Raw genomic sequence first — 12466 nt, forward strand, 5'->3', positions numbered from 1 at the left:
AATAGAAATTATGGATATTACTAATTACTTTATAGGTGTACTCACAGGAGTTTCTGTGACAACCTTTTTTATTGGAAAAGAATGGTATAAATACTATACTAAATACACCATTCAGCAAAAACAACTCGACCGGGTTTTAAAACTGAATGATAAAATAAAAAAGCTAAAAAGCTTAAGTACCGGAGAAACGCCAAAGCTTAACGCTGGTATTTAAGATTTTTTATAATTTACAATTTAACTCAAACACTTACTTACAGCATAAAAAGAAACCAACAAACCTGTTTTTTTCATAAAAACGAAAACGTTGATTTTTTTGATTCTTTACTAATATTTTCACCAAGAACACCTACAAATAAACTGCACTCAAAAGTTTACACGATTTATAACCAAATAAGATAAAAATGAGCTCGATATATATTGAGCTCATTTCCTTTTACATTTATCTTAATTCCTCATTGTTGTACTACCTTTAGACACTCTTTAATTTCTTGTTTTAAATATCCTTTATCTTTTAAATTTCATGATATAAAAAGGCTCTGATTTTATATTCCAAAGAAATTTTCTATCACTGTATTATTAAAATATAATTTATTTATAAGAAAAGTTAAATGCTAATTCTTAAGAGATGATCAGAAAAAAAAGAGTTTTAGTTAGGGACAATAAAGGGATTTTTTTAAAAATGTTTAAAAGAAAATTTAAAAATGACTTTGAATTTTCTGAAGACTCTTTTTTATTGAAAAACGAGAATAAATCAAACCAATACGATTATTCTGTATTTGTAATCTATGAGTATTCGGAACTCGTAGAATTTTTCAAATTAGAAAGTATAAAAGCAAATTTTATGGTTTGCCTATTTAGTAAACACCTTTACAACAGCATGTCGCTGATAGGCGAAATCAAAGGTTTATTTTTAATAGATGCCTCAAAAACCAAAATAGAAGTTTTGCAGGATTTAAAATTCAATTTTAAGAAATCCTCCAGCCTCATTCCAAAATTACCGGATAAGAAATTTGTAATATCCAGTATGATCGAAAAACAGCTCGAAATACTGCAAAGAGCCCTGTATTTTATGATGTAAATAAAACCACTAAAAGCTAAAAACCATCCGCCGACGCAGATGGTTTTTATTTTTTATAACAACAATTTTTAACTAATTATTTACGCTTCGCCATTTGCTATTGCAGTAAGTGCCGAAATAGAAGGAAGAAGCAAATATGCCGTTCCGCGTGTCACAACAAATTGAGGCAGTGGCCCATCAATAACAATGTTGTTTCCATCTTCCATAGGAATCGTAAAATCAGGATCAATATTGTCAGGTAAAGGCGTAATACGATTAGCAACTAAAGGATCTTGAGGCGTGTTTGCTGCAGGATCAAAAACATCACTAAAATTATTCTGGTTAATCCAGCTGTAAAGCGTTTCAAACTGACTGCTTATATCTCCGCAAAGAAATAAACCTATCAACCCGCGGTCTGCTTTAGGATCAAGTGAAAAAGGCGGACCATACGGCATTCCTCGTCTTATAATACGCGGCACAATACCTGAACTTGCGGCATCCACTCCTTCATCACGCGGATTTGCTACTCTGGTATGTGCAGAAAACGGACATTTAAGCCCTTGCATATCATCTTTTAAATAACCAAAATCAGTAGCTTTAGAAGTATCATGTTCTGGTTTGTCTGGCGAAAGTACCAGCGGAGAACCATTTCTCCATCTTCCGCACATTTTTGCCGCAAGCCATTCAGCTGCATACTCCGGCGTGTTTTTAATTTTTGGTGCAATTGCTTTAGACTGTGTATCAAGAAACTTATTAAATGCATCAACATCCTGATAAAGAATTCTAAACGCATTATAACAGCCGTTTTTAGCAAACGCAGCTTCAGGGCCGGAAAGAGGACCCGGAGTAGGATTTGGAAGCGTGCTGTAACCTATCAAAAAGTTGTTGAGGTCTTGCTGGTCATTGCCCGCAGGATTATCATTCAAATTAGGTTCATCAATCGAATCGCGGTAACTAAAATGAATATAATCTGACGGGACTAACAAATATTGCTCTAACCTCCCGCTTTTTGATTTTAATGGTTTTAGCTCCTTAACCATTCCGTTACTTTTCAAGGCAGCATCATTTACAATGCCTACAATTTTTTCCTGTGCAGTTGGGTTCATGGCATAAACATGCACAACACAATGGATATCATCATTGGTAAATTTTTTATTCCACCATTTATCAGGAGAACCCTTCGTACCCACATCTCCCAGAGATACCTGCGCACTATTTACATCTTGGGGACCTGTTTTAAATGTAGAAGGAAAACTGGAGTTTGGTACATCGAGATTTGGTTTTACAATACCAATTCCGTCAGCACTAAGACCAATATTCAGCATGATTTCCGGCTTTAAGGCGCCCCAGTCTTCTGCACTTTGCAGATACGGAAGCAAATCCTTAAAAAATCCCTGAATATACTTCAAATTAGAAATGCCCTTATCAAATTTAAAAAGCATATGTACAGAACACGGATGCGTATAACCATTTATAATAAGCCCTTGTATATCGCTTAATTCTGGTGTTGCAGTTTGAGGTGTTTGTGTATAATTCATAAGATTAAGTTTTTAATTAAAGAAAAAAACAGCCGAATCTAATGACACAGCTGTTATTGTTTATACTTTTTCTTATTTCTTATTTTTTAGAAAATTTAGCCACAATTTGCTTTACCGATTGTGGATAAGCAGCGTAAAGATCTTTAACCTGGCTTACATTACGCTCGTTAATGAAATTAGAGAAAATTGTAAACGTAATATCTTTAGGGTCAGTTGGAAAATCTTTTGGTTTATTAGCCCATAAACTAATAACACCAATAAAAGCAGCCTTAATAGTAGGCGAATTATCGTAAAAAGTCTTTAAGTACGAATTCATATTTCCGTCAAATTCTGTAATAACTAAAATTCCGGCAATACCTTTTCCGTCAGTATTTGGTACAAGAGCAATTCTGGCATAATGCACAATTGCCAATTTATCTAAAGCAGCCTTAGTCAATTTATTATTAAAATTTTGATAAGCTGCTTGTGCTGTTGCCTGTGCTTCATCAGTTTGATAAATAGGAACATACATGGTTAATGGATTTGCGGTTGGCATAATAGATTCTGTTTTTGGATTTTGCTTACTCTTTGTTCCCGTTTTCAGCATCGCGGGTAATTTAGTTGATTGAAACCGAAATTAATCGAGATATAAAACGCATTAGGAAAAAATGACACCAAGCGGAAATTATCAGTCATAAAAGAGGATAATTTTAAGAATATGTAAGAAGTTTAGAATAGTTTTTTAATCGAAAGTTATTGAGTTAACTCTTGTTTTGATTGCGTTAATATCATCCATTTGAGGAATGTACATTTAAGAATTAATTAAAGTAAAAGTTTAAAATAAGCCCCAACTTAAAATCTAAGAATGTATTCGAAATACCTATTCCTTTGGTTGATTTTATTTTCGATCAAAACCAATTCACAAATTGTAGAAGAAAAAAAGAATTTCCGCGCCGCAGATTCACTGTTGAAAGAATCCAGTTTTTCTGTTCACAGAGACAATTATTTTTTAACGGGAGTACCCGTAAATGAAGCAATTACCCGCAATTCTGCCGACGTAAAATACCAGATCAGTTTTAAACTGCGATTAACATCAAAACCCTGGGTAGGCGGTTTTTTTCCTTATTTGATGTACACTCAAAAAGCATTTTGGGATATTTACGCCAACTCAAAACCATTTTCTGAAATCAATTTTAATCCCGGTTTTGCCGTTGTACGTCCGTTTTATTTAAAAGGAGGAAGATTAACTTACGGAACAATTTCCTTAGAACACGAATCAAACGGAAGAGATTCTATTTATTCCAGAACCTGGAATATGCTTGCTTTTTCCTTAAAATCACAGGTTTCTCCACGATGGACAGTCGGAATCAGAGGTTGGATTCCGCTTGTTGATAAAGAAGATAATCCCGAACTGACCAAATATGTGGGTTACGGCGAAGCCAGCGCAACGTATCAAATACAACCCGGACGCTGGAGTGCCGATATTTTGTTTAGAAAAGGCAGCGGTCTTATCAATTACGGATCTTTGCAGACACAGGTAAACTGGAAACCATTTAAACATGAAAATTATTATCTCACGCTGCAATGGTTTGTAGGTTTTACCGAAAGTTTAATTGATTATCAGGAACACAAAAGTATGGTGCGTTTAGGCTTTACGATTAAACCTGAAAATATGGGAATTTTTTAAAGCAAAAGAATTATCATTTTTTACTCGCTGCCCAAAAAATAGAGTTTCTTAAAAGAGTAGTGTAAGCTTCATTTTCAAACAATTCAGGAGAATGTCCCATGAAAATATAAACATTTCGGGATTTAAAATGATCGTTTGTCCAGACAACCGGATGGTCTCCCATTTTTATTTTGGAATCAGGTTCATACGTAGTTTCATCTACCGAAGCCAATACATGAACATTTGGGCGAGGACTTTTATCATAAGTATACCATTCTTCTTTTTTGATCAAAAATTCAGATGAAATTCCTTTAGTTACCGGATGCGATTTATCTTCAATATTTACTTTCGCATTTGCAAAAGTGGCAATGTAATTTTCAAAACGTATTCCGCCCATAAAATCAGAAAACCATTTCCACATTGGGTAACCGTCAAATTCGCCCAGTAAAGTAGCGTGATGCAAACCAACCAATCCGCCTTTGCCATCGTTCATGTATTTTTCAAATGCTTTCATAGATTCCTCGCTCCAGGTATATGGAGGATAATCCAGCTGAATAAAAACCTTATATTGTTTTAAAAAAGCATCATTAATTTTTGTCGTGTTTTCAATGTAATCAATAGTAAAACTGCTGTCGGCTGCCAGTTTATTAAGCCAAGGTTTTGCAGCTTTAGAAAAGGCCAAATGATGCCCGCCGTTTTCATACAAAACCAAAACTTTGAATTTTGATTTTTTTGATTTCTGAGCGGTACAATCTACCTGAAAAACGAAGATTGTTATAAATAGGATTAGAATATTTTTCATCTAATAATTGAATTTTTTATCTAAATTTTATTTGTCTGCCAAAGCTGTAATGGCCTGTAAAAACCACGCTGAATGCGGAATCCATTGTTCTGTCCAGCGCCATTCATCATTGCCGTCAACATCCATTTTAAAATCAATTCCGGAGCCGTCTGGATTTCCTTCTTTACCCGTAATTCCGTTAGAAATGCCGCCCTTTTCAGATCCGTGACCATAATTAGAATGCATGTACGGAACATTGGTTTCTCCAAATTCATATAAAAAACATACTGAATACGGATTGCAGCCTAAAATCCATGATAATTGCTGCGAAGCATATAAATCAAGCGGTTTTTTCTCAGCCCCATTATTTTTTACAGCAACTACTTTTCCGCCTTCAATTGCCGCTGTAGCCAGCGATGCTAATCGGGCGTTTTCTCCCTGCCACCACCAGCCGGTTTCATTATCATGCGGAATAAAAAAGCCATCTTGAACTTTGCCATTAAACAAGAAACTTTGGCGTGCATAACCAAACGGATTTTCTACATTATTGGTAACGGCTAAATTATATTCTAAAGCCTTTTTGATAACATTTTTAGCCTTCTTTATCTCGTTGCTGTCGGTTTCTTTTTTCAGATATCTTGTCAGTGAAACTATTGGTAAACCTGCATCTGCAGCATGCCAAAACGGACGATTTCCGTCATTACTTCTAAACCAGCCTTGATCGGTCATTCGGTTTTCGAGATTGTGCGCCCATTTTCTGGCTTCGTCTTTATAGAAATTATCGTTGGTCGCAATCCATAATTCCGTTGCCGCCATTAAAGCGCAATAATCATCAATAATATTTTCTTTTCCGTCATCATCATATTTAGTATTATTTACTAAAAGATGCGCATAAGCACGTTTTGCTCCATCTAAATATTGTTGAGAGGTAAAATCACCGTTTTTTTTCCATTGTGAAATTCTGGCTAATGAAGCAATTGCCATTCCTGCGCCTTCGCGAAAAGCACTTTGATATTCGTCTGTAGTAACACTATTTGCCTTTAAACCTACAATTCTTCGGGCAGCAGGATTTTTATCAAAATAACTAAAAACAATCATGTAAAAATAGTCCTCATTTGATAAACAGCGCATCATATAATCTGCTCCCCAAATGGCTTCATTATCTAGCGAATCTTTTATTTTCCATTGCGTCAACTGTTTCGGAATTGTTTCAGAAGTATTAATAAGCGACCAAGTTACTAAAGCCGTTTGCTGCGGAGATACAAAATTAGCATAAGCCAAATGCGAAAAATATTTACTAACATCGCCAGAGGCGTCGCACCATCCGCCGCGAACATCTGCTGTTTTTGTACTGCCGTATAAAATTATGTTTTTGTCGGCTTCGAGTTCTTCGGGCGTATTGGCTCTTTGTTTATTGTAATAATGAACAATCGAAGAAATAACTCGTTTTGCCAGTATATTTTCTTCAATCGAAAAACTGGCAGAAGTATAAATTTGATCTGCAATTTGAAAAGTGATTTTATAAGTTCCCGGTTTTTGAAAAGAGGAGAAATCAGCCTTATAAAACTTTTCATCAAGCTTCCAGTCGTCCACATTTTGCGGTTTTCCTACTAATGCCGTAAATACGGTTTTACGCGTTTGAGTATCAACGATATTAAAAGATAGATTTTCAGGAGGATTACCAGGATATGCTATAATGGCTATTTTGGGGCTTTTCGGATCAAAACCAACCTGATTTACATAGATTATGGTTTTACTATAAGCCATTACAGAAAGAAACAGCACTATTATGAGATATCTTAGTTGTTGATTGCGTTTTAGCATAGTTTATTTTTTATAAAGCAAATTACAAAAAAGTGAAAGTTTATATGGCTTTTCTTTTCTTCTAAATTTCATTAATAAAGTCAAGAATACTTTGGTAAACTTATTTTTACTGCGATTGTAAGTAAAATCAAGATAAAAATGATGTGTATTTGATGTGCTTTTTATTACAAACAATAAACTGAGATATAATTTCTCATGGAAAAACTTCTGTCATTTATTTTGTTTGTAATGTTTTGAAATCGTGAGTTTTAACTTTTTTTATTAAATTTGATATGACAATTTCTAGCAATAGTGATTATGGAAAAATTAAAACGCCCGGTTTATCTTAGAGCTGGTACTGATGATTTTTTTAGAAAAATGCGCAACGAAGTCACCGAAACGGTATTGCAAAATTCATCATTGTACCTTTTAAATGTTGTAAAGTCCTTAGGTCTTTTGGTTTTGTTTTTTTTATTTTATGGCGGTATTTTGTTTTTTGGAAACAGCACGCCTTTACTTTTCCTTTTTTATATTCTGTGTGGTTTTACCATGATTGTGCTTTTTATAAATGCCTTTCATGACGCTGCACACGGAGCTTTATTTAAAAAAGCAAAACACAACGAATGGTTTTTGTATGTTTTAGAACTTTTTGGAAGCAATCATTGGCTCTGGATGCGCCGCCATATTAATCTGCATCATGCTTACCCAAACGTTCCCGATTGGGATATTGATATCAAGCAAAGCGATATTATCAGGATTTTTCCAAACAGTCCTGTGCTTAAATATCATAAATACCAGCACATTTATATGTGGTTCATTTATCCGTTTTATAGTTTAAACTGGATTTACATTCGGGATTTTAAAGATTTTTTTGGAACGAAAAACAATTATGTCAAAAAGATTGTGGACAACATTCCGCGAAAGCAGCTATTTTTATTATTTACTGCAAAAATCATTAACCTGTTTTATATCCTTTTTATTCCGATGATTTTGCTTAATCAGCCTTGGTATTTAGTTTTATCAGGATGGTTTGCCATGCATTTATCCGGAAGCGTTTTAGGAGTTGTAGCATTAGTTTCTACGCATGTTGATGAAGACGCTAATTTTCCAGGAACAGACGAAGACGGAAATCTCTCAGCGACCTGGGCTTTACATCAAATGATTGTAACCAAAGATTTTAGTACTAACAGCAAACTTGCCAATTTTTTATACGGAGGTTTTACGCATCATGTGGCGCATCATCTTTTTCCGGGTGTTGGTCATACTTATTACCCCTATATTACGCCAATCATAATAAAATATGCCGAAGAATATAATCTTCCGTATACTTCCTATCCTTTTTATCATGCGGTTCGCTCGCATTTCAGGATGCTGAAAAATAAAGGTGTTAAGGAAAATATTTTAATGACGGGAGAGATTTAAAAAAATAACCCCAAAAATGATTTTTTGGGGTTAAATAAAAATGAAGTATTATTATACTTGTTTGTAGTCACTATGCCATACAGCTTCTTCCGGACCATCTCCTTTATGTCCGTCTAATTGAATCACGAAACTTTTAGCCGGGAAATAAGGCGTAATATGAATATCTAATAAGATTCTGTCTTTTTGAGTTTTATCCTGCTCAATTTTCATCACAGTAAATTTTTCAATAAGATTTGAAGGCCCTTTAATTCCGTCTAAGAACTTAATAATCTGGCTTCTTAAATCAGCTTCTGTTCTTGTAGTCCAGTTTTCAAAAGCTCTTCTGTTTAAGAAATCAAAGAGTACTTTTGTAATATGGTCAAATACCCTAACTACAGAATATGTTTGTAAACCTAAGTTGTCTCCGTTAAATAATGTTTTAGCAGAGAAAGCCATAATTTTACTGTATTCGTTTACCATTGGTACAAGACCCATTTTTTCAAGTTCCGAAATTTCGCTTTTTTTCAAATCAAAACGAACATTTTCTACTTCATTTAGGCCTCCAAATTTTTTACCTGCTACAACCTGAGACATTAAAGTTCTGTATATTTTTCCTGCCAATGAAGTTGATGGCGGAACATATAAATTATCTTCTTCTCCAACTTCATCATATTTACTTCTTCCTAATAAATAATTACAAGTCATGATTGTATTTGATTTATATACATCACCGCCTGTGTGGTTGGCATTAAAGAAAATATCTATAACATCATCTGGTGTTTCAAGATCTTGAAAATCAGTCAATAAAACCGCTTTGTTATCGTGCGCTATTTTAGACCATTTATCTAAAACAGCATTAGATCCTAAATAGCCTGGTACAGAAAGGATAGAATAGTTTTTTCTTAAATCTAATCGGTCAAAATTCTGTTTTAATTCATTAGAAACATAATCAAAGAACAATGTGTTATCTAAATCTTTCAATTGCGATATATCGGCATTTAAGATGGTAACATTTTTAATTTTATCGCTTTCCGTATTCTTGTAGAATAAAGCAATACTTCTGTATGATGTTTCTAATTCTCTCGAAATATTAAGAGCATATTTTAAATTTCTGTTTAAAGTTTGATTTGCAGCAGTAGCTTTTGCATCGGCCACTTCAATCATTGATTCAACAGAATTATTGCCTTTTAATAACTCCAGCCACAAGTCGAGTTTGTTGGTAAGGTTTGTTCTTTCACTTTCCCATTGCACATCATTAAGAAAAATGTTTTTTCTGGCTTTTCTTGTAGGGTTTAAATTTGACAAACCATCAATAATGTTTTCTAAAAAGGCAAAACCTCCGTATTCGTTTAATACATTTATCTTACTAGCAGGAGATTGGTGCACCAATTGTTCTGTTGATGAAACTTGGTTTTTTTGTTCTTTAGTTTGAGAAGTAGCCATATTTATTGTTTGTTGTTATTGATTTCACTTTTTGCATTTTCAAGCAATTCTATAATTGCATCTTTAACAGCCGGATCCTGAATAGCTTTTATTAAAGCTCTGTTGCTGGAAAGCTGTCTTACAATTTTGTAAGCCTGATCTTTCTCTGTGCTTAATTTGTTTAAAAAAGGGCTGTTTTCTTTAATTGATTTTGCACCAAAATCTCCTAAATTTTTAAATGTCATCGATTCATTTAAATCTGAACCGTCTTCAGTCGTAAATTCTAAATCTACACTAGGCTTAAATTTTTCAAAAACCGCTTCTACCGTATGAAGATCATATACGGCTTCAGGAGCAACAGGCTGCTCATTTGTAAGTTTCTGAATTAATAATGTTCTGTTAGATGGAATTTCTAAAATTGCTTCATTAGCATCAACTTTTACTTCATTTCCACCAATACCGTAATTAAACATGCTCATAATTTTATAAGATTATTCGTTAATTTTGTAAAAATAGTAAAAAAATACTTTCAAATAATATTGTTTTGTAAGTTTTTTATTATGATTTTGTAATGACATGAAAAACGAGTTTTGAAGCGGCTCAGATGCCATTATAGAAATTTTAAGAATGAAATACCTAAAATATCCCATCAATTTTAAATCGCTGCTTAAAGGTTCGCAGGAGAATTTTTGTAAGATCGAAGAGTCTATTGCTTATAATATAATGATGATCGTGACAACTTCTTTTGGAGAAATACCCGAAACCCCAAAATACGGTACAATCATATGGGATTTAGAATTTAACCAGCATATTAGAAAAAGAGACTGGGAGAATTTGGTTCAAAAATCACTGCAGGAATCCATCTCTCAATATGAGAAAAGATTAATTCTGGAAGAAGTTGCAGTTTCTTTAGATGAAATCGATGATAAAGAGTTGCGTTCCAGCATCAGAAGAAAAGCAGATATCATCGTAAAAGGACAAATTATAGAAAGTTTAATGCCTTTTAACTTTCACACAAAATTAAATATAAGCCCAATTTCTCAATAATATAAGCCATGAATGATATCAAGTTTATCGAAATAAAAAACCGCATACAAAAGAAGTGTCTGGAAATTTGGGAAATTGAAGATATAAACAGAGCAGACCCATTAGTAATGATGCTGTTAGATGTTTTTATTCATGAAATTTATTATTTGTATCAGGAAGGAATAGAATCTGACGGAAAAATTATTGAACGTATTGCTCAGGAAGTTGTACCAAGTCAATGGAACCTGCCAATGCCGGCTCATGCTTTAGTAAGTACAACAGCTGCAAATGGCATTGCACAATTAAAAAACGACACTGAATTTGTAGTAAAAACAGGTGTGGTCAATACTCTTGATACTGATATTTATTTTACACCATTTACTAATGAAAATATTATTGAAGGTGAAATTAGTTTTCAAATACATGACTCATTTTTAAAAGATTCTTTAAAGAATGTCATATATCTTTCTCCAAAACATAAAATTGCTGAGCATCGCATATGCGTAGGGTTAGATATTTCTAAAGAAAATCTGGAAAAACTCAATTCGTTGAAATTTACATTTATAACGAACAATTCAGCATTAGATTCCTTTTTGAAGTTTGTAACGGTCAAAGATGCTGATGGAAATATTCTTGAAGTCGAAAATGAAACATTTAATGAAGTTGAGGATAATAAACATTATAGTGAAACCATAAAATCGTTTTATAAAAATTTTATTTATAAAGTAAAACTTCATGCAGAAAATTTAAAATATGAATCTCTGTTAGACAGATTTCAAATCGATAAAGAAGATATAAAATCAGGTACAAAAAACACTAAATTAATTTGGCTGGAATTTATATTTCCTGAAATTTTTTCTAAAGAAGAACTGGATAAAATCCAAATAAAGATTAACACTTTTCCAGTTATCAATAGAAAAATAAATCACCGCGTTCATAATGCTCAGATCGAAGGAAGACTCTTTCCAATGAAGGCTGAAAGAAATACTCATTTTCTAGACGTTATGAAGATTTATAACGAAAAAAATATACACTTTATCAATGGTATAAAGCAGCCTAATTTTCTCAGTTCAAACACTTTTACTCTTTTTTATGGCGGACTGGAAAATTATGACTCACGAAATGCTAAGTTTTTCCTTAAAAAACTAGCCCGTGCCTTAAGAGAGGATATTAGTACTTTTTCGAGTATCAATGCCGATTATATTGATGCAACCATGACTAAAATTAATGAAGAAATTAATTCAATTGAAAATAAAATCAGCAATAATTATAGTCAGATAAATCAAGAAGAAGATGTGTTTGCCTTAATTCATGAAACCGAAAAATCTAAAATTTTGTATTGTTCGTATTGGACGTCAAACGGGCAGAGTGCTAATAATATAAGAAAAGGAACCGTCTTAAAACCAGCCGTTTTATCAGAACTGGTTCAGGACGCTACTGCTTTTGTAACCAATTCGCTGGGAGGAATTTACAGAAACAATACTGCCGAAAAACTAATTAATCTTCGATATGGTTTTTTAGCCCGCGAACGGTTGGTAACCAAACAAGATATAAAAGCTGCGGTTCAATATCATTTAAGAAATATTACCAAAGAAATTTTAATAACGGATGGTGCAGGAATTAGTAATCAACGAAAACAAGGAGTATTTAGAACTATTGATATCAACATTATTTTACAGGAAAAATATGTGTTGGAAATTGAAAATAAGCAAAAAATAGGACTGTTTTTAAAAGAGACATTAGAAAAACAATCTGTTATGAATATTCCATTTCAAATTACAATTAACTAAACT

The 12466-nt window shown here is 33.3% G+C and carries 12 protein-coding genes; 6 read left to right on the top strand and 6 right to left on the bottom strand.

Going from position 1 to position 12466, the window contains the following annotated elements; translation table 11 throughout:
* The first annotated feature begins 10 nt into the window (after positions 1-10).
* On the top strand, positions 11-214 hold the full coding sequence (locus tag B3C18_RS25535; protein ID WP_291153614.1) for a hypothetical protein: 204 nt from the start codon (positions 11-13) through the stop codon (positions 212-214).
* A 465-nt stretch (positions 215-679) separates the two neighbouring features.
* Positions 680-1078, top strand: a complete 399-nt coding sequence (locus B3C18_RS25540) for a hypothetical protein (protein ID WP_291153617.1) — start codon at positions 680-682, stop codon at positions 1076-1078.
* 80 nt (positions 1079-1158) lie between these two features.
* Here B3C18_RS25540 and B3C18_RS25545 read toward each other — a convergent pair whose 3' ends face one another.
* Both B3C18_RS25545 and B3C18_RS25550 read right to left on the bottom strand, forming a co-directional pair.
* On the bottom strand, positions 1159-2595 hold the full coding sequence (locus B3C18_RS25545) for a Dyp-type peroxidase (protein ID WP_291153621.1): 1437 nt from the start codon (positions 2593-2595) through the stop codon (positions 1159-1161).
* 79 nt (positions 2596-2674) lie between these two features.
* Complete coding sequence (locus B3C18_RS25550) at positions 2675-3181, bottom strand: hypothetical protein (protein ID WP_291153624.1); 507 nt, start codon at positions 3179-3181, stop codon at positions 2675-2677.
* A gap of 258 nt (positions 3182-3439) precedes the next feature.
* Here B3C18_RS25550 and B3C18_RS25555 point away from each other — a divergent pair, with 258 nt between their 5' ends.
* Complete coding sequence (locus B3C18_RS25555) at positions 3440-4261, top strand: phospholipase A (RefSeq protein ID WP_291153626.1); 822 nt, start codon at positions 3440-3442, stop codon at positions 4259-4261.
* Between the two features lie 13 nt (positions 4262-4274).
* Here B3C18_RS25555 and B3C18_RS25560 read toward each other — a convergent pair whose 3' ends face one another.
* Positions 4275-5042, bottom strand: a complete 768-nt coding sequence (locus B3C18_RS25560) for a ThuA domain-containing protein (protein WP_291153629.1) — start codon at positions 5040-5042, stop codon at positions 4275-4277.
* A 27-nt stretch (positions 5043-5069) separates the two neighbouring features.
* On the bottom strand, positions 5070-6845 hold the full coding sequence (locus tag B3C18_RS25565) for a glycoside hydrolase family 9 protein (RefSeq protein WP_291153632.1): 1776 nt from the start codon (positions 6843-6845) through the stop codon (positions 5070-5072).
* A 297-nt stretch (positions 6846-7142) separates the two neighbouring features.
* Here B3C18_RS25565 and B3C18_RS25570 point away from each other — a divergent pair, with 297 nt between their 5' ends.
* Complete coding sequence (locus tag B3C18_RS25570; RefSeq protein WP_291153635.1) at positions 7143-8246, top strand: fatty acid desaturase family protein; 1104 nt, start codon at positions 7143-7145, stop codon at positions 8244-8246.
* A gap of 51 nt (positions 8247-8297) precedes the next feature.
* Here B3C18_RS25570 and B3C18_RS25575 read toward each other — a convergent pair whose 3' ends face one another.
* Together B3C18_RS25575 and B3C18_RS25580 are read right to left on the bottom strand one after the other, a co-directional pair.
* Positions 8298-9668 carry a DUF5458 family protein gene (locus B3C18_RS25575; RefSeq protein ID WP_291153638.1) on the bottom strand — a complete coding sequence of 457 codons (1371 nt, stop codon included), beginning with the start codon at positions 9666-9668 and terminating at the stop codon, positions 8298-8300.
* Positions 9669-9670: 2 nt separating this feature from the next.
* A complete protein-coding gene (locus B3C18_RS25580) occupies positions 9671-10126 on the bottom strand; it encodes a type VI secretion system contractile sheath small subunit (protein WP_291153642.1) in 456 nt (151 codons plus the stop codon).
* A 148-nt stretch (positions 10127-10274) separates the two neighbouring features.
* On the opposite strand from B3C18_RS25580, the gene B3C18_RS25585 reads away from it, so the two are divergent.
* Both B3C18_RS25585 and B3C18_RS25590 read left to right on the top strand, forming a co-directional pair.
* A complete protein-coding gene (locus B3C18_RS25585; protein WP_291153645.1) occupies positions 10275-10694 on the top strand; it encodes a GPW/gp25 family protein in 420 nt (139 codons plus the stop codon).
* Between the two features lie 8 nt (positions 10695-10702).
* On the top strand, positions 10703-12463 hold the full coding sequence (locus tag B3C18_RS25590; protein WP_291153648.1) for a hypothetical protein: 1761 nt from the start codon (positions 10703-10705) through the stop codon (positions 12461-12463).
* Positions 12464-12466: the final 3 nt, after the last annotated feature.

Origin of the sequence: Flavobacterium sp. UBA7680, assembly GCF_002482975.1 — a bacterium.
Lineage (GTDB): Bacteria > Bacteroidota > Bacteroidia > Flavobacteriales > Flavobacteriaceae > Flavobacterium.

Coding starts and splice junctions, on each gene's coding strand:
- B3C18_RS25585 (WP_291153645.1), top strand. CDS start 10,275: ATGAAATACCTAAAATATCCCATCAATTTTAAATCGCTGCTTAAAGGT.
- B3C18_RS25580 (WP_291153642.1), bottom strand. CDS start 10,126: ATGAGCATGTTTAATTACGGTATTGGTGGAAATGAAGTAAAAGTTGAT.
- B3C18_RS25570 (WP_291153635.1), top strand. CDS start 7,143: ATGGAAAAATTAAAACGCCCGGTTTATCTTAGAGCTGGTACTGATGAT.
- B3C18_RS25535 (WP_291153614.1), top strand. CDS start 11: ATGGATATTACTAATTACTTTATAGGTGTACTCACAGGAGTTTCTGTG.
- B3C18_RS25545 (WP_291153621.1), bottom strand. CDS start 2,595: ATGAATTATACACAAACACCTCAAACTGCAACACCAGAATTAAGCGAT.
- B3C18_RS25590 (WP_291153648.1), top strand. CDS start 10,703: ATGAATGATATCAAGTTTATCGAAATAAAAAACCGCATACAAAAGAAG.
- B3C18_RS25540 (WP_291153617.1), top strand. CDS start 680: ATGTTTAAAAGAAAATTTAAAAATGACTTTGAATTTTCTGAAGACTCT.
- B3C18_RS25555 (WP_291153626.1), top strand. CDS start 3,440: ATGTATTCGAAATACCTATTCCTTTGGTTGATTTTATTTTCGATCAAA.
- B3C18_RS25575 (WP_291153638.1), bottom strand. CDS start 9,668: ATGGCTACTTCTCAAACTAAAGAACAAAAAAACCAAGTTTCATCAACA.
- B3C18_RS25550 (WP_291153624.1), bottom strand. CDS start 3,181: ATGCTGAAAACGGGAACAAAGAGTAAGCAAAATCCAAAAACAGAATCT.
- B3C18_RS25560 (WP_291153629.1), bottom strand. CDS start 5,042: ATGAAAAATATTCTAATCCTATTTATAACAATCTTCGTTTTTCAGGTA.
- B3C18_RS25565 (WP_291153632.1), bottom strand. CDS start 6,845: ATGCTAAAACGCAATCAACAACTAAGATATCTCATAATAGTGCTGTTT.